Annotated in this window: 21 protein-coding genes; 1 reads left to right on the forward strand and 20 read right to left on the reverse strand. The window is 68.0% G+C overall.

Annotated features, from left to right (window positions below; genetic code table 11):
- Positions 1-36 precede the first annotated feature (36 nt).
- A complete protein-coding gene (locus tag ACN9MV_RS10025; protein WP_093078898.1) occupies positions 37-474 on the forward strand; it encodes a CBS domain-containing protein in 438 nt (145 codons plus the stop codon).
- Positions 475-748: 274 nt separating this feature from the next.
- Here ACN9MV_RS10025 and ACN9MV_RS10030 read toward each other — a convergent pair whose 3' ends face one another.
- The 20 genes from ACN9MV_RS10030 to tssC form a co-directional block, all read right to left on the reverse strand.
- Positions 749-2,227, reverse strand: a complete 1,479-nt coding sequence (locus ACN9MV_RS10030) for a hypothetical protein (RefSeq protein ID WP_093177970.1) — start codon at positions 2,225-2,227, stop codon at positions 749-751.
- Between the two features lie 31 nt (positions 2,228-2,258).
- Entirely contained in the window at positions 2,259-3,512 is a 1,254-nt protein-coding gene (gene tssA, locus ACN9MV_RS10035) for a type VI secretion system protein TssA (RefSeq protein WP_426392019.1), read from the reverse strand.
- Entirely contained in the window at positions 3,497-7,579 is a 4,083-nt protein-coding gene (locus tag ACN9MV_RS10040) for a type VI secretion system protein (RefSeq protein ID WP_426392020.1), read from the reverse strand. Before ACN9MV_RS10040 ends, tssA begins: the two co-directional genes overlap by 16 nt.
- A 43-nt stretch (positions 7,580-7,622) precedes the next feature.
- Entirely contained in the window at positions 7,623-8,384 is a 762-nt protein-coding gene (locus ACN9MV_RS10045; protein WP_093058205.1) for a DotU family type IV/VI secretion system protein, read from the reverse strand.
- 9 nt (positions 8,385-8,393) lie between these two features.
- Positions 8,394-9,734 (reverse strand): type VI secretion system baseplate subunit TssK, encoded by a 1,341-nt coding sequence (tssK, locus tag ACN9MV_RS10050; protein WP_426392021.1) that lies wholly within the window; start codon positions 9,732-9,734, stop codon positions 8,394-8,396.
- A gap of 65 nt (positions 9,735-9,799) precedes the next feature.
- Entirely contained in the window at positions 9,800-10,276 is a 477-nt protein-coding gene (locus ACN9MV_RS10055) for a hypothetical protein (RefSeq protein WP_093058207.1), read from the reverse strand.
- The gene (locus ACN9MV_RS10060; protein ID WP_097200858.1) at positions 10,273-11,739 is read right to left on the reverse strand and encodes a dicarboxylate/amino acid:cation symporter; all 1,467 of its coding nucleotides are present in this window, start codon (positions 11,737-11,739) and stop codon (positions 10,273-10,275) included. Before ACN9MV_RS10060 ends, ACN9MV_RS10055 begins: the two co-directional genes overlap by 4 nt.
- Positions 11,727-12,461, reverse strand: a complete 735-nt coding sequence (locus tag ACN9MV_RS10065) for an aspartate/glutamate racemase family protein (RefSeq protein ID WP_093058208.1) — start codon at positions 12,459-12,461, stop codon at positions 11,727-11,729. Before ACN9MV_RS10065 ends, ACN9MV_RS10060 begins: the two co-directional genes overlap by 13 nt.
- A 13-nt stretch (positions 12,462-12,474) precedes the next feature.
- The gene (locus ACN9MV_RS10070) at positions 12,475-13,749 is read right to left on the reverse strand and encodes a dicarboxylate/amino acid:cation symporter (RefSeq protein ID WP_093058209.1); all 1,275 of its coding nucleotides are present in this window, start codon (positions 13,747-13,749) and stop codon (positions 12,475-12,477) included.
- A 23-nt stretch (positions 13,750-13,772) separates the two neighbouring features.
- A complete protein-coding gene (locus ACN9MV_RS10075; RefSeq protein WP_426392024.1) occupies positions 13,773-14,807 on the reverse strand; it encodes an ABC transporter substrate-binding protein in 1,035 nt (344 codons plus the stop codon).
- Entirely contained in the window at positions 14,804-15,010 is a 207-nt protein-coding gene (locus tag ACN9MV_RS10080) for a hypothetical protein (RefSeq protein ID WP_426392025.1), read from the reverse strand. Before ACN9MV_RS10080 ends, ACN9MV_RS10075 begins: the two co-directional genes overlap by 4 nt.
- A 38-nt stretch (positions 15,011-15,048) precedes the next feature.
- On the reverse strand, positions 15,049-15,438 hold the full coding sequence (locus ACN9MV_RS10085; protein WP_093078883.1) for a DUF4280 domain-containing protein: 390 nt from the start codon (positions 15,436-15,438) through the stop codon (positions 15,049-15,051).
- Between the two features lie 3 nt (positions 15,439-15,441).
- On the reverse strand, positions 15,442-16,167 hold the full coding sequence (locus ACN9MV_RS10090; RefSeq protein WP_426392027.1) for a toxin-antitoxin system YwqK family antitoxin: 726 nt from the start codon (positions 16,165-16,167) through the stop codon (positions 15,442-15,444).
- A 13-nt stretch (positions 16,168-16,180) separates the two neighbouring features.
- A complete protein-coding gene (locus ACN9MV_RS10095) occupies positions 16,181-18,127 on the reverse strand; it encodes a type VI secretion system Vgr family protein (RefSeq protein ID WP_307617206.1) in 1,947 nt (648 codons plus the stop codon).
- 3 nt (positions 18,128-18,130) lie between these two features.
- Complete coding sequence (tssH, locus tag ACN9MV_RS10100; protein WP_426392029.1) at positions 18,131-20,863, reverse strand: type VI secretion system ATPase TssH; 2,733 nt, start codon at positions 20,861-20,863, stop codon at positions 18,131-18,133.
- A 14-nt stretch (positions 20,864-20,877) separates the two neighbouring features.
- Complete coding sequence (gene tssG, locus ACN9MV_RS10105) at positions 20,878-21,882, reverse strand: type VI secretion system baseplate subunit TssG (protein WP_426392031.1); 1,005 nt, start codon at positions 21,880-21,882, stop codon at positions 20,878-20,880.
- Positions 21,879-23,660, reverse strand: a complete 1,782-nt coding sequence (gene tssF, locus ACN9MV_RS10110) for a type VI secretion system baseplate subunit TssF (RefSeq protein WP_426392033.1) — start codon at positions 23,658-23,660, stop codon at positions 21,879-21,881. Before tssF ends, tssG begins: the two co-directional genes overlap by 4 nt.
- A gap of 1 nt (position 23,661) precedes the next feature.
- The gene (gene tssE, locus ACN9MV_RS10115; RefSeq protein WP_093058216.1) at positions 23,662-24,123 is read right to left on the reverse strand and encodes a type VI secretion system baseplate subunit TssE; all 462 of its coding nucleotides are present in this window, start codon (positions 24,121-24,123) and stop codon (positions 23,662-23,664) included.
- 29 nt (positions 24,124-24,152) lie between these two features.
- On the reverse strand, positions 24,153-24,635 hold the full coding sequence (locus ACN9MV_RS10120) for an Hcp family type VI secretion system effector (RefSeq protein ID WP_093058217.1): 483 nt from the start codon (positions 24,633-24,635) through the stop codon (positions 24,153-24,155).
- A 61-nt stretch (positions 24,636-24,696) separates the two neighbouring features.
- Positions 24,697-26,196, reverse strand: a complete 1,500-nt coding sequence (gene tssC / locus ACN9MV_RS10125) for a type VI secretion system contractile sheath large subunit (protein WP_093058321.1) — start codon at positions 26,194-26,196, stop codon at positions 24,697-24,699.
- Positions 26,197-26,251: the final 55 nt, after the last annotated feature.

A 26,251-nucleotide genomic window follows, 5' to 3' on the forward strand; every position in this document is an offset into this window, starting at 1 on the left:
GGCACCATCCACGACGCCACTTCCGGAGGGTGCATCATGACCGAGCGCACTGTTTTCCAGTCCATCTCGCGCAAGCACGTGATCAGCCTGGGTCCGCAGGCGAACGTGCGCGACGCCGCATGCGTGATGACGCGTGCCAACTGCGGCAGCGTGCTCATCATGGACCTACCCGACACGCTGCTCGGCATCCTGACCGAGCGCGACCTGATGACCCGGGTGCTGGCCAAGGGGCTGGACCCTGATCGCACGGCGGTGCGCGACGTGATGACGCCCAACCCCATCTGCGTGCCGCCCGAAACGCTGGTGTCCGACGCCGTCGCGCTCATGCTCGAACGGGGCTTTCGCCACCTGCCGCTGGCGGCGGGGGCGAAGATCCTCGGCGTGTTCTCGGTGCGCGATGCGTTGCCGCGGGAGATTGGGGCGGCCGTGAGCCTGAGCGAATTTCGGGAGCAGGTGAACGACGTGCTGGGTTGAGGCGCGGCGTTCGGTCCCGCTGCGACCGTTGCCGCCTAGAGCGCAACCGCGTCCGGAATCTCCTTGTTCGCCTTGAAGCAGGGCAGCGCCTCCATCTGCTTCCACGCCTGGAGCTGCGTGAAGTTCGTCTTGGGTCAGGCCTTGGTCCTGGTATTGAACTCGGCGCCGGGCAGCTCGGCCCGGACGACTTCGTACTTGTGCGTGAACTTGGCGCTCGCGGGCGCATTGAACAGCAAGCGCCGGAGCGGAGAACTCCTGAGAGACGGGGGGCTGGCTAATGCATGTAATCCAAGGTCCCGATCCGGGTCTGGAGCCGGGCGGCGATGCGGGTCAAGCCTGTGGTCGTTGCCACATCGGCGGGAACCTGGCGCTGCAGAACCTGCATCGCCGGCACGAGCGTGGCGCCGTGCGGCGGCGGGTCCTGCACGCTCCAATGGGTGCCGATCTCCGGAAATTGCATCAGCCACTGCAGCAGCACGTCGATCTCTTTCTGATGGATGAAGTCGAAAGGCTCGGTTGCAGCAAACCTGTTCTGCGACCAGAGCGGACGCCCGCCTATTCGACCGCCGTCAGTGGGGCTTGCCGGAATCAGTCCGCCGACGAGATGCAGCTTCAGCGTGCTTGTGATGGGCACGATCGCGCGCTCCGCGCGTGCCTGTGCCGTCTTTTCCTGCTGCGTCGGCTGCGGCCCGACGAAGGGCACCAGGGGAGCATGCGGCCCCCGGGGGCCGCTCAGGGGCACGGCGAGAACATGGCCGGCGCCCGTAGTGGCCGATTGCGGAATTGCAAGCGGATGCCACAGGATCGCGTCCCACGTGAAGCGTGCGGTGGTGGACTCCGCGAGGTCCAGGATCATCAGGTTGATCGGCCATGCACGCGGGTTTCTCGCAGGCTCCGCGTGAAAGATCGCCATCGTCATGACGGGCAGCAGCAACTGCTTGCGCGCGTAGTCCTTGTCGTATCCAGCCGGGCCGGCGGCCAACGACGGGGACTCGCCCTTCATCAGGGAGCGGACCGCCTTGGCGATCACGGGGGAATGGCGTATCTCGCTCCAGGGGGCAGGCCGTGTGCCGCCATAGACGCTGTCGGTGCTCTTTGCATAGATGAGGCCCGGGTCGGCCACCCTCTGCGCGAGTACCTGGTACTGCGGGTCGTTGATTGCGTTCTTGGTGGCCCACTCCTGGAGGAGTTCTCTGTCCTTCGCATCGATGTAATCGTTGGGGTCGTTCGATGAAGCGCCTGGGGTTCTTGCCATCGCAATGAGGTGAGTGCTCAGGATGGATGCCGTCCAGGTTGGCGGAGGAGTGCCCGTCTGCTCGATTCGCAATGCTTTCCACGTCGCGTTGTCGACGTTGAGTGCAGCCCTGATTACTGTTATTGAGGTGACGGCATAGCCAAAGTGGAGATTGAGCTTTGGCAGCCTGCCGTATTTGGACCGGAATGCCTTGAGCGAACTCTCCAGGATGCTTGTGGATTGAAGGTATGCAGGCCCGACGTCGCCGACATACACCTTGTGGTTCTTGCTGATGAGCCTGCCCGCCATCTTGTAATAGACCATGCCCTCGCGCGTCGACGCGCGCCAGCGTGCGACCCAGTCACCGGCATTGGCCATGGTGTAGGGGGCCGCAGGCGTCCCGGCGCCTCCGGGAGCGCCGGCCAGCACCGCTTCCTTCATCAATCGCTCGCAGATGCCGAGCAGATGCAGACCATCGACATACAGGTGCTGACCGGTGCGCTTGAGGTGGCGTGGCATGTTGAAAGCTCCATCGAAGAGATCAATCTGTCTAGGCGTCGGGCCTGACGCCAATGATCGAGAAGTACCGATTCAGGTCGCCGTCCTCGCGGAGCACTTCCTGCATCAGTTGCGGCAATGGCATACGTCCCCACGCCACCGCGCGGTTCACGAGGTAGGGAGTGGGGCTGTGCGGCTCTTCGCGCAGCAGGTAGGCTGCGGCCAGCTCCAGCAACTGGTAGGCCTCGGCGCGGCTGCCGATGCGCCCGCTCGCCGCGGCCTGCGGAAGCGGCGCGGAAGTAGAAAGAGAAAGAGAAAGAGGAGGAGAAGGGGCTTCGCTCATGTCGTTGTCGTCCATCGAGGTCGCAGCGGGAGTTGATGCATATGTCGCCCAGCTGGCGGGCGGCTCCACCGGCATGGCCGGCTCTTCTTCGTCGCGCGGGTCGCGCTCCTGCAGCAGGCTGCGCAGCGCCTGCCGCATGCGTGCCAGCATCTCCGCCACCTTCGAAAGGCTGGGCGCATCGGCGCCAAGGCGTTCGTCGAGCAGGGCTGTCAGCTCATGCCAGATGTCGGCGGCCAGCGCCACCCGGTCGTCGAGCGCGGCAAGCGCATGCAGGTCGCGTGCGGCGTGGTCGAGGATGTCCTGGCGCGATACCGTCTGCGCGTTCGGCTCCTCGGCCACGTCCTTTGCCTTCGACTTGGCGTTGCCTGCGGCGGCGGCCGCACCGGCGCCGAACTCGGTGGTCAGCGCGCGCTGCCAGTCGCCAAGGTTGATGAAGGGCGGGGAGAAATCCGGCCATGCGAGCAGCGGCACGCGCATCAGCAGGGTCTGCGCGAGGGTGTCGTTGAGCCACACGAAAGTGGCCGTGCGCATGTCGGCGTCGCCGTCCTCGCCGATGCATGGATGCACGTCTTGCCAGAAGTCGCGTGCCAGCCCTTCGAGCAGCCGTGTGCCGGCGATCAGCCCGTCGATCGCATGGCGATGCACCCAAGCTTCGGTGAGCCACGCGGCCACCTGCAGGTCCTTGCTGCGCCGTTGCAGCACCTCGGCGCACAACATCTCGGTGGCGCGCCAGTCGGCCTTCTTGAGCGGACGGGTCCATTCGCCCATCGGCAGGCTGGCGTCTTCCTCCATGCGCGCATCGCGGATGCGGGAGTACACCGGGTCGTAGCGCAGCGGCGGCCCGGCGGGACCTTCACCTTCGATTTGCAACGGCGCGAGGAAGGCCGCGAGGTCGGGTGCGAAGCCGTTGGCGGCCTCGGTGTTCAGGGGAGCGAGCACGGCGGCCATCAGGGCGTATTCCATTCAGGGGCGCGCATCGGGAACGCGGCGGGCCAGATCAGGGCGGTCTTCTTGCCGGCGGGGCTTGCGGCAACGCGCAGGAACACGCGCGCGCGTCCTCCCGCAGGCGACTGGGCGGTGTCGCCAGCCGACTGGGCCACCAGCGGAAACTCGAACTTCAGCAACTGCGAGCGGCCGTCCGGCCGTTGCACCGTGTCGGCTTCACGCTGGCGCTGCGCCAGCGTGAACAGCGCCCACGGGTCGGCGAAGCGGAAGCTCACGGTCTGGCCGTCGGTCAGCAGCGCGTGCTGTTGCGGGTCGGCGCGCGCCACCAGTGGCGAGTCTTTCGCGATGCGCAGCACCAGCGCCACCGGCATGCCGTATTCCCAGCGCAGCGTGCGCGGCGGGTCGCGCTGCTTGAGCACCTGGTCGCCGACTTCGAAGGACCAGTCGATGATCTTGTTGCCCTCGATCTCGGCGCCGGTGTTCACGCGGAAGTCCACGCTCAGGTCGTAGCCCGGCGCGGCGCCTTCCTCCGTCGGGAACAGCGGCAGCATGAAGTCGCGTGCGCGGCCGAACTGCTCCGCGAAGCGGCGCGCGGCCGTCCCCGGCATGGCCGAGGTGCGCACGGCGCCGTCGGTGCGGTTGTCCTTCAGCGCGCGCGACAGCGGGTCGAAGGCCCGTGCGAGGTCGTTCACGTCCGCCGGGTCGGCCAGGTCGAAGGCGCGGCCCGTCGCCGCGCCGAACGGATGCCGGCCCGCCAGCGAGCGGTTGAAGCGCGTGGAGAACTGCGTCCACAGCTCCTGCTGGTCGCCGAACTGCAGCTCGTAGCAGCGCGCGAGCAGGGCGCTGTAGATCTGCTGGTGGCGGTCGGCAAAGTAGTCGCCGATGCGCGCCGCCGGCGCCTTGCCGGCCAGCTTGGCGGCGCAGGTCTCGCGGTCGATCTCGGCGCCGGTCGTGCCGAGGAACTGTTCGAGCAGCAGCAGGCTGCTGTTCGGGTTCTTCAGCCGGTAGCGCTCCAGGTCGCGGTTGATGGCCTGCCAGCGCTGCGCGAGCACCGAGCCCGCACCCGCGCCGTCGAGCGCCGCGATGTAGCTGTCGGCCAGCTTGCCCAGCGTTTCGGTGCGGTTGAACTGCTGCCCCAGGTAGGCCGCGAGCGAGCCCGTGTCCGGCACGCCGAAGGCCACCAGCATCGGCCCGCGCTCGCCGCGCCAGCCCTGGAAGTCGCGCCCGCGCATGGCGTACAGCTCCGACTGGTTGAAGGCTTCGTCCACGCCTTCCAGGCGTTGCAGCGCGTCGCGCGACATCATTGCGCGCAGGTCTTCGGCGCGCGGACCGGCGCCCATCTCGTACAGCAGCGCCTGTATCTTGGCCAGGCGCTGGCGCGAGGCTTCGTAGGCTGCGGCCTGCGTGTCGGTGGCCATGAGCGCGCCCGACGTGGGGCGCATGCCATCGTTCGCACCGGTCGCAGCCTCGGCCACCTGGTCGACCACGAGCTGCGCGAAGTGCGCATTCAGCGCGCTCTCGATGCCCGGGCGAACCATGGCCGGAAAGGCCGTCATGCCGTCGGTCATGTAGCGCTTGCGGATGTCGCCGACAGCCAGTGCCTGGTCGAGCCGCATGAGGTCCCATGTGGCCGTCGAGCGCAGGCCTGCGCCCGGCAGCTCGCGGTCGCGCGCGGCGGCCATGAAGGGCTGTGCCAGCAGCGCGGTGAGTGCGTCGCGCAGCGCGATGCGTTCGGGCGCCAGCGCGAAGCGGCCTTCCTTGTCCTGCCACACGAGGCCGGGCTGCGCGCCGCCGAAGCGCAGGTTGAACTCGGCGCGGAATTTCTGGAAGGCATCTTGCGCGCGGCCGCGTACCGCATCGGCCGGCTCCTGCCCCAGCAGGCGGTTCTGCTCGATGCGCGCGATCGTGCGGTCGTACGAGGCGCCCAGCACCAGCACCGGCTGGCGCATCCAGCCGCCCTTGCCCGAGGCGACCAGGTCTTCCTGGTCCTTGATGGCGGCGATCACTTCGCGATAACTGGCCGTGGTGCGCGCGAAGGTGCCCGCACTGGCGAGCGATGGCAGCAGCCGCCCCAGCGACTGCTCGGACACCAGCAGTTCGTTGTTGACGAACAGCCGCGTGTCGAGCTGCGCAGTGCCCTTGTCGAGCGCGCAGCGCAGCGCCGACTGCACCGGCGCCAGCGGAATCGCCAGTGCATTGCCCTCGGCCGCCTGGCGGAAGTAGCGCAGGTTGCGGCTCAGGTCGGCGGGCAGCTCGGCGCCCAGCGCGTAGCGCACGGCCACGCGCAGGTCTTCCGCATTGCCGGTGGAAGGCTGGCGCAGGCGCTCCACAGCCTGCAGCGCGGTGTCGAGCTGCTCGGCCGAACCCAGGTAGCGTTGCAGGGCGCCGAACTCGGGCTGGTCTTCCACCAGCAGGCCGTTCTTGCGCGGCGCATCGCCGATGGTCTTGAAGCTCGGCGGCAGGCTGCAGTTGGCACCGACGATGAATTCGCCGGTAGCCTCGTCCTGCTCCACGCCGCTCAGCTGGCTCACGCGGGCCATCAGCTCGCGGCGCAGCGTGCTTACTGCGATGTCGCCGAACTCGCGCTCGATGCGCTCTATCACGCGTTCGTTCAGGTCGTCGAAGGGGCGCCACGAGCCGGGCATGAAGAAGGAGTACGTGCCGTCGGTGCGCAGCCGCTCGTTCATGGCCAGCAGCGACAGCGCCTTGTTGCGGTACCACGCGGTCGGAATGGTCTCGCCGCGCTGCAGTGCGCGCATGCGGTATTGCGCATCGTGCTGCAGCTGTGAGAGCGCCGATACCAGCGTGCTGTTGTGCCGGTGCAGCTGCCACGTGGCCACAACGAGGCCAATACCCCAGCCGCTGAGGAACAAGATGGCCGTCCAGCGCAGCGCGCGATGCAGCACCGGGCGCGCCAGTGTCTGCGTGCGCGACGGCCGCGTGAGGCCGTACTCGAGAAAGATCTTCTTCTCGAACAGGTCACGCAAGAATGCCGGCTGGCGCATCAGCTGCGCGATCAGGTCGCCGCCGATGGGCTCTAGGTCCTTCTGGCCGTAGCTGTCGTGCTCGGCGTCGATGGCGGCAACTGCCTGCGCCGATTCGCCGCTGTCGCCCGTCAGGTAGATGCCGCGGAAGAAGAAGGGCTCGTGGTACGCGCTCGGGCGCATCAGCTCATCGACATACAGCTGCAGCTGGCCGCGCAGCGCCTCGATGCGCGAAGGCAGCAGCAGTTGCGGGCCGGCGCCCTGCGGCGCGGTGTCGGTGGCGAAGAGCTCGGCCGACACGTCGGACACCGAACGCACCACGGTACCCACCGCCTCGTCGACCCAGCCCGGCTGGTAGGTGGTCGACAGGTCATAAGGCGACGACCAGCCCAGCATGCTCGCGCGCAGCGGCTCGGGCAGGGCGCTCGCGAAGGCGCTGAAGCCTTCGAGGTGTTCCGCGCCGGTGACCAGCACATACACGGCGAAGCGCATCGCAAAGCGGTTCTGTGCGAGCCACAGGCGGCGGTGCGCGAGCTTGGCGCGCTTGGATAGTTCGAGCCGGCCGTCGGTGCTGTCGTCGAGCAGCAGCGCCGCCGGAATGGTGATGACCACCGAGTCGAACGGCCGCTGCGGCCGGTAGGCCCGGCACATGCCCAGGAACTCGTCCCATGGCTTCTCGGAGGCGTCGTCGTCATCGGGCGAGCCGAGATAGGCGCCCTGAATGTCGATGACCACGCCGCGGTCGAAGAAGTGCCACGAGATGCCCTGCGTGGTCGCGGCCGAGGCCGACTCGGTGCTCAGTGCGCTCGCCACGCCCGACTGCTCGATGGGCAGCTGGCGATGGTCGTCGCCCTCGTTGAGCAGCATGATCCACGGAATGCCGTAGCGGTCGGCGCGCGAGGCGATGTTGCCTTCGATCAGCTCCACGGCCTGGCGGAACGAACTGCGCAGCGAGTCGAAGCGGATGCGCGCGACCTTCGGGTCGCTCGACGGCTTGGCGTGCGAACGCCGTGCCGCAAAGTACAGCACCATGCCGAGCACGAGCAGCACCACCAGCGTGAGCACCGCGATGGAAATGAGGAAGAGCTGGTCTGTCAGCATGGCGACGACCTCCTGGGGCTCTTTGAATGGCGCAGCATGTCGTTCATCGCTGGTATGCCCCCGATGCATCGACCGCACCCGGCTGCAGCACCTGCCGCACCGGCCACGACTGCCACAGCCACAACAGCTCCGACACCGCCAGCAGCGAGGCGGTACAAAGCAGGAACAGCACCGTCCAGCGGCTCAGCGTGGGCAGCTTGCGCGGAGCGATGTGCGAGAGCGTGCTCGCATAGGCGCGCTCCGACACCACGCGGTCGCGACCCGAGAAGTCGGCCTGCCGCTGGTAGACGAACTGGAACAGCTCTTCGCGGTAGCCCAGCAGGCGCGCTTCTTCGCCGCCGCCGCGGTACTTGCCCTGGAAGCCCAGTGCCAGTGCAAAGAGATACAGCCGCGCGATGTCGCGGCGCGAAGGCTCGCGGCCCGACAGCAGCTCTTCGATGCGGCTGAACACCAGGTCGCCCGCGATGTTGGTGCGGAACAGCGAAGACTCCAGCAGGTGGGCGGTCCAGCGCTCGCGGCCGATCCACGGCGTGTGCAGCAGGATCTCGTCGGCCAGCGCGGCCTTGAGGTAGCGCGCGTCGGCCACGTTCTCCAGCTCGAAGCGCGTGCTCTCGCGGCGCGATTCGAGCGACTGCAGCTCGAGCAGGTTCTCGAGGTGGCGGGCCAGCGCCTGCGCCACCATGTCGATGTCGGTCTCGCGCGATTCGGCGGTGCGGTCGCGCGCTTTCACGATCTCGTCGTAGAACGCGCGGAACTGCTTGGTGATGTGGTCGTCGACCGCAAGGTCGGGAAGGGTGCGTGCCATGGGGGTCGATCAGTCTTTGATGAACAGCACGATTTCCTGCGGAGGCTGCGCGGTGGCGCCTTCGTTCGCGTTGGCGATCACGAGCAGTTCGCCGGCTACTGTCAGCGCGGTGCTGGTCTGGATGGCGTAGAGCAGGTAGCCCGAGCCGGGGCGCAGGCCGAGCTCGTCGGCCGACTCGATGGGTCGGCGCACCGCGCCCAGCACGCGGCGTTCGCGCAACGAGGGGTAGGCCGACTGCGCGCCGACGATGGCGCTGTCCATCCAGGCGAGCAGATCCTTGTCGGACTGGCCGCGCAGGCCGACCACGATGCGCGTGCCGGCCAGCCACTGCGGCTGCAGCGTGGTCTCGAAGGCGCCCTGGCGAAACTCGAACTTGTGCTCGCGGTACTCCTGGCTCACTTCGGACACCGCGTCGCGCAGCGCCAGCAGCAGCGGCTGGAACACGCGCGAGGGGTTCGCATGGTCATAGTCCATCGGCACCGGCGGCAGGCCGCCGGGCCGCAGCAGGCTCAGCGATGCCAGCAGCGCGCACAGCGACCAGTACATCGGCAGCGGATGCAGGTGCGGCGTGCGCAGCACGGCCTCGGCATGCGGCAGGCCCGAAAGCAGGCTGCGCAGCCGGTCCTTCAGTTCGAGGTGCGCGAGGCGGTCGTCCACGCGTGAAGAGGGCACAGCCGTCTGCTTCGCGACGAAGGCCGCCTTGCCTCGCAGCTGGCCCAGCAGGCCGGCGGCCGCAGTCCACAACGGGTTGTCGCGCGCTACTTCGAGCAGCGGCGGTTGCGCCTCGCCGAGCTTCACGACTTCGTTGTCCTTGAACACCTGGCCCAGGCGCAGATGCACGTGCGTGCCGGGCGGCACCGCGCCCGCGCTGAGTGTCAGGCGCGGCAGCATGCGGGGGATGTTCGCGGGCTCGGCGTCCGACACGGCGTCTTCCACCGGCGCGCCCGACACCGAGCGAAAGCGCACGGTCGCGCCGCGATGCCGCGCGGGGCCGGCGACCGGCAGCGTGAGGTAGATGTCGAGCGGCTCGACGGCCAGCTGGTCTTTATGCGGTGCGAGGGAGAGTTCGAGCGCGCCGTGCGCGGCCTCGGCGGCCGAGTACTGCACGGCGGTGCCGTCCGGCAGGATGGCGTCGAGCGCCAGCACGCGCAGCAGGCCGGCGGGCAGCAGGCCCTGGTCGAACACCAGGCGGCGCACGCCCCAGCTGAAGGGCGCGGCGGCCAGCGTCTGCCAGGCCACGAGGGAATCGGTGCGCGCCGAGAGCTGCTGGAAGTGCTGCGGCGACAGCAGCATGCCTTCGTGCCACTCGATGCGGTCGGTGATGGGGGCGGCGCTGTGCACGTCAGACATGGCGGGCTCCTGCGCAGGAAGAAGAAAGATGGAATGCGGTGTTCACTGGCGAGGGTCCGGGTTGTTCAGCGTGTGGTCGACACGTCGAAGCTTTGAACGTCGAAGCGGGCGACAACGGCGCCCTTGAGGTCTTCCACCCGCACGCGATTGGCGCCGGGCGTGGTGTAGTTCGCGAAGACGAGCACGGCCGCCACGCGCTGCGAGCCGAAGGCGCTGGAGGGCACGCGAATCGTCTGGCCCGGCACCAGCTCCCAGGAGAGGTACGACAGGCTCTGCGGAAAGGTCTTCTGCAGGTCGGCGCGCGCGCCGAACCACTTGGCAGCGGTGAGCTCGGTGATGCGGGCGAGCATGGTGTCGTCGAGCACCATCACCACGTCGACCGCCACCGGGCTGTTCTGGTTGGCGTCGGGCGAGGCCGACAGCGTGAGCTCGCTCCAGTTCACGCGCGTGCCCTTGGGAAACAGGCTGCCGCATGCGGCCAGCTGCGAGAGCAGCAGCAGGGCGGCGATCCATCTGAAGAGAAGAGTCTTTGTGCGGTTCATCGCGATATTCCAGGGTTCGCCGCGGCTGAAGTCGCATACGCGGCGGAGGGCTGTGCCTGCCGCGCGCCCACGGCAATGCCCATCAGCAAAATCAGCAGGGAGGCCAGCACGCTGCAGCCAGCCAGCAGCATGACGTTGCCGCGCGTGAGCACGAAGCGCAGCGGCTTCGCGGGTGCCGCGTCGGCGGCAGGCGCCGTCACGCGCTCCGACGGCAGGCCCGCCGACACGACGGAAATCAGCACGCAGGTGGCCAGCAGCGTCAGCAGGTTGCGCGGCCCCTCGCAGATCAGGTCGATGGCCAGGAACAGCGCCAGCGCGGCCTCGATGGGCAGCTGCAGCATCGCCAGCACGATGCCCGCGTAGCCCACGTTGGTCAGGCTGTTGTTGCCCGCCGAGGCGAAGGCCGCAACCGTCGCGCCCATGCCGATCATTCCGATGTCGGCCGCGCTGAGCGTGCGGTCATAGAGGTTGGCCACGAACAGCGCCAGCAGCACGTAGTACAGCGCCGAGCCCGCGCGCAGGAACACCGAGGCGGTGGGCACCACCAGCTCGACGATGCCGCGGCTGAAGCCCAGGCGCGCGCTCATCGCCTCGATGGTGTGCGGAATGCTGGCAGTGGTGCTCGACGACATCAGGCTTACCAGCATCGGCGTCTTCAGGTGCTGCAGCACATCGGCCAGCGGCTGGTTGCCGCGCTGGTGGATCACCGCGATGGCGCCCGCGGCCAGCAGCGCCACCAGCGCCACGAAGTGCAGCAGGAAGCCGCTCATGGCGCGGATCGTCACCGCGTCGGTCTGCGCGAACACGTGCGCCGACATGCCGAAGGCCACCACCGGCAGCAGGATGTTGGCGCGCGCGATGATGAGTTCGAGCGTGCGGTAGATGCCCTCGAACATGTGGTTGAGCGCGGCGTGCTGCGTGCGCGCCAGCGCGGCAAAGGCCAGGCCGAACAGCAGCGCGCACGACAGGATGCCCAGAGAGCGCCCCTCCACCAGCACGCGGAAGAAGTTGTCGGGCACCAGCGTGACGCGGGGGCGCTCGATGGCCGTTGCCTGCGTGCTGCTGTCGTGCAGGCGCATTTCGAGGTCGCCGCCGTCGCCGGCCTGCTGCACCAGTTCGCCCAGGTGCTCGCGCGATTCGGCGTCCAGGTGCGCGCCCGGTGCGTTCACCCAGCCCAGTGCCAGCCCGGTGCCCGCGCAGCTCATTACCAGCAGCAGCGCAAGGCCCGCGATCATCGCGATGCGCCGTCCTGGAAAGGGCAGCCCCATGGTCTGGCGCAGGCCGAAGAAGGTGGCGACCACCAGCAGCGGAATGGCTGCCATGCTCACGATGGCCAGGTAGACCTGCGCTGCCGTGTACCCCACGTCGCCCACCACGGGCGCATAGACGCCCACGACTCCGCCTGCCGCCATGCACAGAAGCAGGGCGAGCAGGCTGTGGGACATGCGCGTCAGGAAACCCATGTCGGCTTGTTCCATCCCTTGTCGAGTGCGAAGGCGACGGTGGCGCGGGCCAGCTCCAGCGAGCTGTCGATCAGCATCAGCGTGCTGTGCCCGGCGGCGTTCGCTGCCTTCGCGGCGATCGGCAATTCGGTGCAGCCCATGATCACCACGGTGGCGCCGGTGGCGGACAGCGCTTCCAGCGCAAGCTCGAAGGCTGCCGCGCCGGCCTGCACGTCACCACCCTTCACGGCGCGGATGCAGGCGTCCACGTGGTCCTGACCGGTCGTGGCGTCGGGCACCAGAAAGTCGATGCCGCGTTCGCGCAGCGCCTGCTGGTAGAAGCCAGAGGCCAGCGCGCCGCGCGTGGCGAGCACCGCCACCCGCACCGGCCGTTCGCCCGGTGTCGTGGCTATGGCGGCCACGCACGACTGCGCGATGTGGATCACCGGCGCCCGGCTGTGCTCGACCATCTGCGCATACCAGTGGTGCGACGAGTTGCAGGGAATCGCGATCACGCCCACGCCGATGTCGTTGAGCACGTCGATGCCCGCGAGCAGCGCGCCCAGCGGGTCGGGCCCCGTGCCCAGGATGGCGCTGGAGCGGTCCGGCACGTGCGGCAGGTTTGCCACGATCACCGGCAGGTGCTCCTGGTCGCGCGTGGCGGGAGTGAGCTGGATGATCTTTTCCATGAAGTCCACCGTTGCCGATGGGCCCATGCCGCCGAGAACGCCGATGCGTGACATGAGTGCGTGCCCTCTAGATCTTCAGTGGCCGGGGGCACACGACAGCGACGGCCGCGGTGTTGCCGATGACCAGCACCAGCGTGCGCAGCATGTCGCACACCGGGTCCACCGCCAGGAACAGGATGAACGCCGCTTCGAAGGGCAGGCCCAGGTAGGTGCAGGTCATGCCGATCAGCGACACCGTCACCAGCCCCGTCATGCCCGCAGAGGCAAAGCCCGCGAGCACCGAAGAGGTGAGCACGATGCCGATTTCCACCGGCGACAGTGAGCGCCCGTAGATCTGCGCGATGAAGAGCGTGGCGCACACGTAGTAAACGACCGGCCCGATGCGCAGCAGCGACACCGTGAGCGGAACCAGCAATTCAACCCGCGAGCGCGCGAAGCCCAGCCGCGTGACCAGGCTCTCGATCATGATCGGCATGCAGGTGGCGCTGCTGCGCGTGGCCAGCGCCAATGCGAAGGGGCCGCGCATGGCGTTGAGCGTCTGCCCCAGCGTGCCGTTGGAGCGCTTCCAGATGATCACGCACGCCACCGCCAGCAGCACCGTCGACACCACCAGGAAGGCCAGCACGAAGGCGCCCATCGCGCGCAGCGGCTCGATGCCCGTCTTGCCCAGTTGTGCCGCGCTCATGCAGAACAGCACCACCGGCAGCGGAAAGCTCAGCCAGCGCATCAGCGTCTGGCAGGCGTGATAGACGGTTTCGAGCGCCTGGGTCAGCCCGTCTGAAATGCGCGTGGGCACATGCCCCACCGCCAGGCCGAACAGCAGCGCGAACACCAGCGTCTTCAGCGTGTCGCCGTTGGCCAGGGCCGTGAAGATGTTGGCGGGCACCAGGCTCACCAGCATGTCGGCGAAGCTGGCGGTTTTCTTCACTTCGTCGGTGCCGCGCAGGCTCATGGCCGTGTCGCTGGCGCTCAGGTCGCCGCCGACGATCTGGCCGAAGGTCTGCATGGTGCTGGCCGGCAGGTTCTCGCCGGGGCGAAGCAGCAGCAGCGTGGCCGCGCCGGCAATGGCCACGAAGGCCGAGAACGCGAGGAACACCAGCGCCACGCGGCCCAGCAGGCTGGCCGTGCCGCCGTCGCGAAACAGCCGCTGCAGGCTGAAGATCACGGCCGAGACCATGAAGGGCAGCGTGATCATCTTCAGCAGGTCGACGTAGATGTCGCCCACGAAGCTGAGGGTGGTCGCGAGCGGGGGTGCGAGCATGCCGAAGGCCACGCCGGCCCCGAGGCTGATGATCACGACCCAGGGGTTGAGGACGAAGGCGTAGAGCTTGGAGGAATTCATGATGGGTGCGTGTTCTTTGCGGCTCAGCGGTCGAGTGCCTGCAGCACCTTCTGGATGTCCAGCTTCTCGGTGCGCTGGGCGAGGAACTGGTTGACGTAGGCCAGCAGCGTGGTGTCGGTCACGGCCACGCCGATGCCGAGGGTGTCTTCAAGGTCCTTCAGCGTCACGGTGCGCAGCACGAGCGATACGGTCGGGTCGGCCTTGAGCACGCGCTTGACCTCGAACTCGTCGCGATAGGCGCTCACGATCTCGCCCTTGTGCAGGGCCACCAGCACCTCGTTCCAGGTCGGAAACTCCTGCACCTTGGCGTGCGGGAAGTTGGTGCGCGCGTAGTCCGCGAAAGAAGATTTGGCGATCACGCCGATGCTGCCGTTGAAGTTGCGGATGACCTCCGGCAGCGGGCGCCCGTGCGAGAGCTGCGCGAACTTCACGCGGTTCAGGATCAGCGAGTGGTTCAGCGTGAGGTAGGCGTCGCTGAACGCAATGGTCTGCGTGCGTGCCAGCGTGCGCGACAGCTTGCTGATGGCCAGGTCGGCCTGGCCGTTGGCCAGCAGGTCGACCACCGCGTTGAAGGTGCCGGCCTCGCGGTTGAAGCGCAGCTTGACGCCCAGCTCCTTCGCGAGCGACTGCGCCAGGCCGACCTCGAGCCCGGTCCACTGGCCGGCGTCGTCGAAGAAGAAGAACGGCGGCGTGTCGACCTTGAGCATGGCCACCACGAGCTCGCCGCGCGTCACGATGCGCGCGATGTCGGGTGCGAGCAGGCGGCCGTCGGGCACGCGCACGAGGCCGTTGGTGAGCACGGGTGCCGGTGGCGCGACAGGGGCTGCCGGCTCGACCGGGAATGCGGGCGCGGGCGCCGCGGCGGCGGGCGCGGCGAGTGCGGCTGGCACGGCGATCACGCCCTGCGCCACGGGCCGTTCGCCCGCCGCACCGGCGGAGCTACCCGCGCAGAGGCCGGCCAGCGCCAGCAATGTTGGAAGGGCGAGGCGACGCAGCGCGCTGTGCATGCCCGTGAGGTGTCGTGTGTTGTTCGACATGCTTTGATCTACTTTGGTCATTGGGTGGAGGCGGCGGGAGCCGGCGCTGCTGTGGGGGCAGGTGCGGGAGAGGGCGACTGCAGCGGCGCAGGCGCCGTGACGGCAGGAGCCGAAGGGACGGGCGCAGGCGCCAGCAGCTTGCCGATCTCCACGCCCATCAGGAACAGGAGGACGCACAGCAGCACCAGGCAGGTCACCGTGATGGCGACCATGCGGGAGCTCATCGTGAAAACGTATTGCGACATGAGTAAGTAGGGATCGGTCAGGGAACCATTGAAGTGAACTGCCCCGGCACGACGACCTGGATCACGCCGCCCCAGTTGCAAGCGAGCTTCGAGCTGTCCTGCAGGGCGGGCATGCTGCCGACCAGCACCGTGGGCGAGCCGGGCGCCCAGGGCGCGGCCGTTACCGGAATGCAGGGCATCGGCGTGAAGGCGCCGAGCGCGGCGGCGGTGGCCGCGGCCACCATCGGGTTCGACATGCTGTTGCAGGTGCCGAAGGGCAGGATGTTGGCGATCGGCTTGTTGTCCATGATGGTGGCCGCCGGCACGCCACTGGTGACCACCGCGTTCACGGGCAGCACCACGAGGTTGGAAGGCGCGGCGCCGAAGCTGCACTGCAGCGTGGCCCCCATGCAGACGTGCATGCCCATGGTTCAGCCTCCCCTCACGAGTTTTTCCAGGCTCTTCATGAAGCCCGGCGATGCGGCTGTCTCCACGACCTCGCGGCCGGCCTGGTCGAAGCGGCGCGGGTTGCCGTGCGGCTTGCCCTGGCGGTACGCGATTTCTTCCATCAGCTGGCCGTTGGGCCAGAAGCGCCGCAGCGGACCGTGCAGCACGCTGGCCACGTAGGTGGACGACTGCGCCACGCCGCCGCTTGCCAGGTAGTCGAGCACTTCGCCGTCGAGCAGGCCGGCGCGGTATTGCTCGCGCCGCACCATGCGGCCTTCGTTGTAGTAGGCGGCTTCGCCTTCGAGGCGGCCGGCCACGTAGCGCAGCCGCGCCGTGACATCGCCTGATTCGGCGTACGCCACGGCATCGCCGTGCAGCGTGCCACGCACGTGCTGGTGCGTCTGCATGAGCTTGCCACTGGGGTAGTAGCTGCGTGTGGTGCCTTCGGCCACGCCGCCGAAGCGCTGCGTTTCCTGCAGCAGCTGGCCGCGTTCGTCGAACAGGCGCATGGCGCCGTGCGGCACGCCGGCCTGGTAGGAGGCCTCCATCGCCGGCTTGCCCGCGGCCGAGAACACCTGCATCGGCCCGTGCGGAACATCGCCCAGGAAAGACGCGCGCACCACCGTCTGGCCGGCGCCGTCGAGGGCTTCGCGCACCACGGCCTCGGGCACCGAGGCCAGGTCTTTTGTTGGGAGAGAAGGAAGTGCCATGGCGTTCAATCGTTCAATTGATCTTCACCAGCCCGCCCTTGAGCGTGACCATGCCGCCGCCTTCGACGGCGTTCATGCCCGAGGCCTTGCTGCTGATCGAGGGCGCCTCGTTCGACAGCGAGGCGCCGCCCTTGGCCGACAGCGCCACGCCGGCTTCGGCCTTGAAGTTGACGCCGGCGTTGGCGCCCAGGTCGGTGCCGGCCTTCAGGTCCAGCGTCTGGGCCGACTTGATGAGCAGGGTGCCCGTTACGTCGATCACCAGGTTGCCCGTGACCTTGAGTTCGTAGTTGCCCGTGACCGTCTGCGTGAAGTTGGCCTTGTTGTCGTGCGTCTCGTTGCCCGTGACGTCCAGCGCGCGCGTGCCCTTCACCGAGTGGGTTTCGTTGCCCGTGTCGACTTTGACCGTGCGGTTGCCCTTGGTGACGGTGTGGAGTTCGTTGCCGGCCATCACCGTGGTGGTCAGGTCGTTCTCGATTTCCACGCGCATGTCTTTCTGGGCGTGCAGGTAGAACTCTTCGGAGCCCTTCTTGTCCTCGAAGCGCATCTCGTTGCCCGCGTCGCCGGTCTTGGTCGAGCGCGATCGGATCGTGCTTTGCGACGACATGCCCGGCAGGGTGACCGGCGTGGGGTTCGTGCCGTTGTAGACGCTGCCCGAGACCAGCGGCCGGTCGGGATCGCCATCGACATAGCTCACGACTACCTCCTGCCCGATGCGCGGCAGGAAGAGAGCGCCCCAGCCCTTGCCGGCCCACATCTGCGAGACGCGGATCCAGCACGAACTCTTGTCGTTCTTCTTGCCCAGCTGGTCCCATGGAAACTGCACCTTGATGCGCCCGTGCTCGTCGGTCCAGATTTCTTCGCCGGCCGGGCCCACCACCTGCGCCGTATGGTTGCCGGCCACCACCGGTCGCGGCGTGCGGCGTTGCGGGCGGAAGGGCAGGTCGGGAGGCAGGGTCTCGAAGCTGTTGCTGTAGTGCTCGCGCTCGGCGTGGTGCCGCACGCTGTGCACCACGTGCTTCACGTTGAGATCCTCGCGGGAATGCTCTTCCAGCGTGAAGGTGGTGCCCGGCGTCAGGTAGTGGCAATGGCTGTCGCCGCGGCCCGACTGGCTGCCGGCCTGGTGCATTTCCAGGCGGATGCGCGCGCGCGCCGCGCCGGCCGCCGCAGGCACGCGCGAGGGATATTCGTAGTCGAGGCCGCGCCCGATCTTTCCCTCGTGCTGCTCCCGCAGATCGGTGTCGGGCGTGAGGAAGTCGTAGTCGTCCACCGCCTGGTCCTTGGTCACCAGCCGGGCGTCCGACTCGAAGCGGGTGACGGCATGGGTGTGCGCGTAGCCTTCCTCGCTGCTGCGCATGACGAGCTTTTCCGCGTGGGGGCAGGGCATGCACGCCGAGTTGCTGTCGGCCAGCACCAGCGTGTGCGCGCCGTCCGCGAAGGTGAAGAAGTAGAAGATGCCTTCCTCCTCCATCAGGCGCGAGATGAAGTCGAAGGCTGTCTCGTCGTAGCGCACGCAGTATTCGCGAGGTGCGTAGGTGCCCTGCAGCTGCGTGCTGAAGGCCACGCCGAATTCGCCGAGCACCTTCTGCAGGATGTCGGGCGTGCTCATGCTCTGGTAGATCACGCGGTCGCGCCCCAGCGTGAGCAGCCACATGCGCGGCACCAGTTCGAGTGAGTAGGTCGCGAAGTCCCGGTTGCTGCCCAGGTAGGTGAAGCGCGAGACGATGCCGTTGAAGAAGCGGGTTTCCTTCTCGGGCCGCTGCAGCACAACCGTGGCCGAGGTGCCGATCAGGTCGTCGGCTTTCAGCGCGCTCGAAGGGGAACGCATGGTGAGCGAGCACGCGAACAGCTGCGACAACCCCTCGGCAGCCTGGAAGGCGTCGAGCAGCAGTTCGTCCGGCCCGAGCACGGTCTTCACCGTCAGGAAGGCGGCGTGCTGGGTAAAGCCTTCGCGCATGTTCATCTATCAGCTCAGCGTTGCCGGTTCGAAACTGAAGGCGAACGCACCGTCGCCGTCCATGCCCATGTGCACCGCAGTGAACGCGGCGGCCATCGAGATGCGCTCCAGCACCTGGCGCGAAAGCTCGGGCAGCACCGCATGAGCCAGGATGTGGTCGATGTTGCGCGCGCCGCTGTCCACCTCGGTGCAGCGCGCGGTAATGGCGTCTTCCACCTGCACGTCCCACGTGAAGGTCGCGTGGTGGTTCAGCGCGAAACGCCGCGCCAGCTTGCCGAGCTTGAGGTTCACGATCGAGCGGATCTGCTCGTCGCCCAGGTGGTGATAAGGCACCAGCGCCAGCCGGCCCAGGAAGGCGGGGCTGAACTGCTTGAGCAACTCGGGGCGCAGCCGCTCCACAAGTTCTTCAGGGTCGGGCCTGCGCCCGCCCTGCGAGGCCTGCGTGATCACGTCTTGCGCGGCGTTGGAGGTGAGCAGGATCAGCGTGTTCTTGAAGTCGATCTGCACGCCTTCGCCGTCTTCCATGGTGCCCTTGTCGAACACCTGGAAGAACAGCTCCAGCACGTCGGGGTGGGCCTTCTCCATTTCGTCGAGCAGCACCACGCTGTAGGGGCGGCGGCGCACGGCCTCGGTCAGCACGCCGCCGCGCCCGTAGCCCACGTAGCCGGGCGGCGCGCCCTTGAGGCTGGAGACGGTGTGCGCCTCCTGGAACTCCGACATGTTCACGGTGATGACGTTGCGCTCGCCGCCGTACAGCAGGTCGGCCAGTGCGAAGGCCGTCTCGGTCTTGCCCACGCCGCTGGGGCCCACCAGCATGAACACGCCCACGGGCTTGCCGGGGTCGTCGAGGTCGGCGCGGAAGGTGCGCACGCGCCGCGCGATGGCGTCGAGCGCATCGTCCTGCCCGACCACGCGCTCGGCGAGCTTCTCCTTCAGGTTGAGCACCGTGTGCAACTCGTCGGTCATCATCTTGCCGACCGGGATGCCGGTCCAGCCGGAGATGACTTCGGCCACCATCACGCCATCGACGCACACGGGCACCATGGGCTCGTCGCTCTGCAGTGCCTCCAGGCCTTTCTCGAGGCGGCGCAACGCGGCGGTGAGCAGCGCGGGGTCGTTCTCCTCGTCGGGCGGCGGTGCGTTGTCGCGCAGGCTGTCAGAAATCTTGCGGCGCAGCGCGACGATTTCCATCACCGCGTGCTTCTCTTCGTCGACCTTGTCGGACAGGCGCTTGTGCTTCTGGCGCAGCACGTCGAGCCGCGAGGTGAGCGCGGCGATGGCGTCCTGGTGGTCGCCACCGGTGGCGGCCTCGTGGCGCAGCACGCGCAGTTCGCTCTCGCCCGTGGAGATGTCGCGCGCGGCCGATTCGAGCTCGGCAGGCAGCCCGTTCTGCCCGATGGCCACGCGCGCGCAGGCGGTGTCGAGCACGCTGATGGCCTTGTCGGGCAGCTGGCGGCCGGTGATGTAGCGGTGCGAGAGCTTGACGGCCTCGCGCACGGCGTCGTCGACGATCTCCACGCCGTGGTGCTTCTCCAGCGTCTCGACCATGCCGCGCAGCATGTCGATGGCGACTTCTTCGCTCGGCTCCTCGACCTTCACGACCTGGAAGCGCCGTGCCAGTGCAGGGTCGCGCTCGACGTATTTCTTGTACTCGGCCCAGGTGGTGGCCGCGATGGTGCGCAGCTCGCCGCGCGCGAGCGCGGGCTTCAGCAGGTTGGCCGCGTCGCCCTGGCCCTCGGCGCCGCCCGCGCCGATGAGCTGGTGCGCCTCGTCGATGAACAAAATCACCGGCGTGGGCGAGGCCTTGACCTCGGCAATGACCGACTTGAGCCGGTTCTCGAACTCGCCCTTCACGCCAGCGCCCGCCTGCAACAGTGCCAGGTCGAGCGAGCGCACCGACACCTGGCGCAGCGCGGGCGGTACGTCGCCCTGCACCACGCGTTGCGCGAAGCCTTCGACCACGGCCGTCTTGCCGACACCGGCCTCGCCGGTGAGGATGGGGTTGTTCTGGCGGCGGCGCAACAGCACGTCGATGATCTGGCGGATCTCGCCGTCGCGACCGCGGATGGGGTCGATCGCGCCGTCGCGCGCGAGCTGCGTCATGTCGACCGTGTACTGGTCGAGCGAGGGCGTGGCCGAGTTGTTGCGGCGCGCGGTGGGCATCTGCAGCGGCGGCGCACCGGCGTCTGGCGCCGATGGCGCAGCCGACTGGTTCACGGCAGGCGCCGAGGCTATCGGCGCGGTGGACAGTGCCGAAGCGGCCGCATCTTCAGGCGACGACTGCAGCAGGCCGGCGAGTTCGTCGCGCAGCGTGCCGCGCGGAATCTGCAGCAGCGCGGGTGCGGCATCGACCAGGCGGCCGCGCAGGCGGTCCACATCGAGCAGCGCCAGCATCAGCGTGCCCGAGCGGATGTGCTGCTGGCCCAGCAGCATCGAGCTCATGAGCCACGCTTCCTGGAACAGCGGCGCGAAGTCGGGCGTGAGGCTCGGCGTGCGGCCGTTGCCGCGCTTGAAGGTGTCGAGCGACTTCTGCAACTGCGCCTGCACGGTGTCGGGACGCAGGCCGAAGCGGCCGAACACCAGCCGCAGGTCGGGCGCGTCGTTGTCCACCAGCTTCAGCAGCAGGTGTTCGAGGTCGACGTTGTAGTGCGTCTGCTGCACGCACAGCTCGGCGGCCTGTTCCATGGCGCGCTTGCATTCCGGGTTGAGCCGGCCGAGCAGGGTGCGGATGTCGATGTCCATGAGTAGTGTTCGGGTCAGGCGCCGGGCGCGTCGCCGCCGTCGCTGGTCAGGGTGTGGTGAACGGGCGGCAGTGCGCCGCGGAAGGTCGGGCCCGCGATCCATGAAGTCCAGCCCAGTCGCATCGGGTTCGCGGCGCCGAGCACGCTGCTGCGCAATTCGGTGGGAGCGAGGCTCAGCTCCATCTCGACCTTCAGGTCTTGCGGGATGAAGCGGCGCACCAGCCATTTGGCGAGCGCATGGTCTGCGCCGCGCGGCAGCAGGGCGCGCAGGCGCTGCTGGCTCAGGTTGCTGAAGGTGAGGCGGATGCCGGCGCCCTGGTCCCACACGCGCTTGCCGAGCACGGCGCCGCCGCCCAGCGGCGTGCGCATGTCCAGCCGCGCCGAGGCATCGGGTTCCAGTGCGAGCCAGCGGCCGCGGAACTGCGTGCCGTGCACCTGCACGCCGAGCCGGTCGCGCAGCAGGGCCAGCAGCGCGGTCATGCCGCGCGGCGCGCCGCCGAGCAGACCGGCATGGCGCAGCCACAGGGCGGAGCCATCGGGTGCGCGCACACCGGCGCGCAGGCCCAGTGCGCTGGCTGCATCGAGCGTGGACGCCAGCGTGGAGCTCGAAGGCGACTGCGGGTTGAGCGCAACGTGGTGCTTGCGGCGGCTGCGGTACAGGAAGGCCAGGAAGCGGTGGTTGAAGATGTCGAGGAAGTCCCCCGTCGCGTGGTCGCGCTGCTGCCGGCGCTCCAGCAGCATCTCGGTGAAGGGCATCGGCAGCGGACCGCCGCTGCCGCCCAGTGAAAGGGCGGGCGTGGTGAGCTCGAAGGGCTCGCCGGTCGATGCATCGGTGCCGACTTCGCGCACGTCGCTGGCCTCGAACGCCAGCGTGACGAAGGCGTGCAGCCGCACGGCCTCTCGTTCGCGCGGGCCTTGCGAACGACCCACGGGCACCGCTTCGGGCGCGGCGCGCTCGAGCAGGCTGATGGCCTGGAACAGGTTGAAGTCCTGCGGGCGGGCGGTGAGTTGTTCGATCACAGAACCACCTGCCGGCCCGTCATCGGAGCCCACTGTTTTCTGACCTCTTCGCCGTTGCGCACCACGAGGCGAACGAAGGAGTTCACCGAGGTGTACATCGCGAAGAAGCGCGCGAGAACGGCCGACATCATCAGAGGCGAGCCGCCGACGAAGGCGTCGTCCTCGAATTCGAGCGTGACCTGCGTGCCGCGGCAGTAGCCACGCCAGGCTTCGGTGCCCACGTGGGCGGTGACGCCGCGCGCCGAGAGCCCGGCGATGCCGCGGATCTGCGCATGGTCGCGCCGGCTGTCGGAAGCGAACAGCAGCAGCATCTCGCGCAGTTGCTCGCGGCCGGTGGAGCCGTCCACCAGCGACTGGTGGTTGAGCGTGAGCAGCGACACCAGCCGCCACAGCGTTTCGCTGCCCAGCGGCGGATCGCGCTGCGCGGTGGGCTCGTACAGGCAGCGCACTTGCGTGGGCTGCGACGGGCCTTCGGCCACCAGGCGCGCGCCCACGGGCACCTGCTCGGCCAGCCGCCGGTTGGTGCACAGCAGGTGCGCGTAGACCACCGGTTGCGCGGGCCGGCTGTGCGTCTTGCCCTGGTCGACGAAGGACAGGAAGACGTCGGTACCGGGAATGTTCTGGCGCAGGCAGGGCTCGCGCCGCGCGGCCCAGAACACCGCGCCACCCTGCGCGCCCTGTGCGCCATCCACGTGGCCCAGTGCGGCGAAGCCCGGCACGTCGACGGGCTTGTCGGCGTCCGGGTCGGAGGCGATCACCGAGACGATCGAATGCACTTCGGTGGTGGCGTCGCGCTGGCGGTCGGGCACCAGCATGTATTCGTAGTGGCGCTGGTCCATCACCAGCGGCTCGCTCACGCGCGGGAACAGGTTGACGATGGGCGTGCAGCCGAGCTGGAAGTTGTCGGCGTCGATGTGCCGCAGCACCCTGGTGGTGCGATCGAGCTGGAACACCAGCTCGCAGCTGCGTCCGCGGCCCAGGCGCGAGCGCAGGTGATGCAGGTCGAAGAAATGAAACTTGCGCGGAAACGCGAAGTACTCCTGCAACAGGCCGTAGGCGGGCTGTGCGTTGGCGGGCTGCGGCAGCACTTCTTCGCCTTCGGCAAAGCCGACCTCGCGCCATGCGTCGGCCGGCAGCATCTGCAGCGCGCCGCCTTCGGGGGTGATGCCTACCGACTTCACGCCCGACACCAGCGCGTCGTACAGCGGCATCGTGGTCATCCAGTCGCCTTGCAGGTGGATGCGCAGGTTGTCGATCTCCAGCTCGGAGAAGTCGGCCTCGGTATTGCATTCGAGCCTGAGCCGAAGCACGGCGTCGGCGTCGATGGCGGCGTGCGCGATGCGCAGTGGCCACAGCACGGTGTCCCATGCAGTGCGGAAGCGGCACTCCTGCGACTGCGTGGCTTGCGTCCTCGCATGCAGCATGGTGTGGCGCGGCACGCGAAAGCCCGCCGTGACCTTGCCCTGCGCCGGATCGAGCCCGAACTGCGCCACCGACATCGAGGGCAGCGGCTGCACCAGCGACGGGCAGAGGTTGTCGAGCAGCGCGTAGGCGACGTCGGGAAATTCCTGGTCGAGGTCGCGATGCACGCGCGCCGACAGGAAGGCCACCGACTCGATCAGTCGTTCGGTGTGCGGGTCGAGCGATTCGCCACCGTGCAGCGAGAGGCGCGAGGCGACCTTGGGATAGCGCTGGGCGAAGTCCGACCCCTGTCCTCGCAGGTAGGACAGTTCGCGCTTGTAGTACTGCAGCAGGTCGCTGTGCTGGATGTCGGACACGTCAGGCGATCTTCATCAGGCTGTCGGGCGTGCCGAGCAGCATTTCGAAATCCACGTGGCGCAGTGCGAGCCCGGCCCGCGCCTGCGCGCCGATGCGCACCAGCGCCACTTCATGCCGGTTGGGCGTGGCGCTCACTTGCACGCTCACGTCCGTCAGGCGCGGCTCGTAGCGCTGCACCGCCTGGCGCAGCGTGGCAGCCAGCTGCTGCAAGTCGGCGGCGTTCTGCGCGCTGAGCGCGGAGAAATCCGGAATGCCGTACTCCAGCACCGTGCCGCTGCCCTGCGCATAGTCGGCAGCCGACAGCGGCGAGCGCGTGTTGAACAGACGGCGCAGCTCACGACCGATGGAGTCCTGCAAGGACTCCATCGTTTCGAGATGAGCAGCGCCGCGGGCGTGCTCGGACGGCGCCGACGCCAGCCGGTCGAACAGGGGCGCGACGCCCCCTTTGATGAGTTCGGACACGGTAGGCGCCGGGTGTCAGCGTCGAGCCGTCATGCGACCGCGACGTTCTTCGAGAGATCCCAGCCGAACGGTGCGATGCCTTCCTGGCCGCCTTCTTCCTTCTGCTTCGTGTACTCGACCTTGATGGCCGCGTAGTTCAGGGAGACGCTTTCCTGCGGCAGGTCACCGCCGCTGGAAACGGAGAGGCCGCTGAGGATGACGTCGGTCAGGGTCACGACCATCAAGGGCAGCAGGCCGCTCTTGTCTTCGCGCGGGAAGGTGATGATGGTGTCGCCCGCGAACACCTCGCCACCGGCGAGCTTCTGCAGCAGCTGGGGCGTGGCCGAGTCGCTGGTGCGGGTCACGGTGATTTCGGAGAAGCTGGGCTTGCCCGCGGTGCGTTCCTGGTTGGAGGTGCCCGCCGTCACGGCGAGGCCGGCGCCGAACTGGAAGCTCTGGACTTCCAGTTCGTCCTTGTGGCCCTCGATCTGGGTTTGGCCGGTGACACCTGGGATCTTGAGATAGATAGGCATGTGAATGTTCTTTCAGTAAATCTGTTGGTTCGTCTGTCGATGCAGATGAATGAAGGGGCGATCAGGCGGCGGCAGCCGGCAGGTCGGCCACCAGGCGGATCGAGGCCGAGAGTTCCTCGAGCTGGAAGTGCGGCTTCAGGAAGGCGATGGCGCGGTACGAGCCCGGCTTGCCCGGAACTTCGGTCACGTCCACGCGGGCCTGGCTCAGCGGGTACTTGGCCTTCATGGCCTGCGGCGCCGAGGGGCTCACCAGCACGTAGTTGGCAACCCAGTTGTTCAGGTGCTTCTGCATGTCGGCCTGCGTCTGGAAGCTGCCGATCTTGTCGCGCACGATCACCTTCAGGTAATGCGCGAAACGCGAGGCCGCCAGGATGTAGGGCAGGCGAGCCGAGACTGCCGCGTTGGCGTTGGCCGAATCCTTGTCGTACACCTTGGGCTTGTTCACGGTCTGGCCGCCGAAGAAGGCCGCGGTGTTCGAGCCCTTGGAGTTGACGATGGCGATGAAGCCGAGGTCGCTCAGTTCCTTTTCGCGGCGGTCGGTGATGGTCACTTCCGTCGGCGGCTTCAGGGCGATGTCGCCTTCGTCCGTCTTGTAGGCGTGAGCCACCATGCCGTCGACCTTGCCGCCGCCTTCGACGCCGCGGATGGCCGTGGTCCAGCCGTACAGCGAGTGAGCCTGCGTGATGCGAAGGCCCAGCTGGTAGGCCGCGTTGGCCCACAGGTACTTGCCGTGGTCGGTGCCGTCCACGTCTTCTTCGTAGTTGAAGTTCTCGACGGGAATGGTCTTGGCACCGTAGGGCAGGCGAGCCGCGTAGCTCGGCAGCACCAGCGAGACGTAGCGCGAGTCTTCCGATTCGCGGAAGCCGCGCCACGAGGCGAGCTCGGCGCTCTCGAAGGTCTTGGACAGGTCGCGCGGAATGCCGAGTTCGGTGAACGACTTGAAGTCGAACAGCGCGGGCGCGGCTGCTGCGATGAAAGGCGCGTGCGCGGCGGCGGCCACGCGGGAGATGCGCTCCAGCAGGGCGATGTCCTGCGGGTGGCGGCCGAAGTAGTAGTCGCCGATCAGCAGCGAATAGGGATGGCCGCCGTAGGTGCCGTATTCCTCTTCGTAGATCTTCTTGAAGAGCACGCTGGTGTCGTGGTCGACGGCGGTCTCCAGGTCCTTCAGCAGGTCCTTCTTGCTCACGTTGAGCAGGCGCAGCTTCAGGTTGCTGCCGGTCTCGGTGCCGGTCACCAGGTCGTGCAGGCCGCGCCAGGAGGCTTCGAGGGCCTGGAACTCGGGGGCGTGCAGGATCGCGTTGAGCTGGTCGGTCAGCAGGCGGTCGATTTCGGCGACGCGCTCGTTGATCAGCGTGACCACGCCCTTGTCGGGGCTGGTCTTCATGCCTTCGTCGAGGATCTGCGAAGCCAGCTGACCGATCAGCTTCTTCGCGTAGGCACCCTGCGAAGGCTCGGTCGTCATGTTGCCTTCGAGGACGATCTTGTCGAGCAGACCGAGGTCACTGGTCGTGACGGTGGTTGCTGCGCTGCCGGCTTCAGCGGCTTTGGATTTGTTGGCCATCTCTATCACCATTCAAAAGTTGCCGGGTCGCGCCCGAAGGGCTGCGGCCGGCGTG

Source organism: Variovorax sp. R-27 (assembly GCF_049913215.1).
Lineage (GTDB): Bacteria > Pseudomonadota > Gammaproteobacteria > Burkholderiales > Burkholderiaceae_C > Variovorax.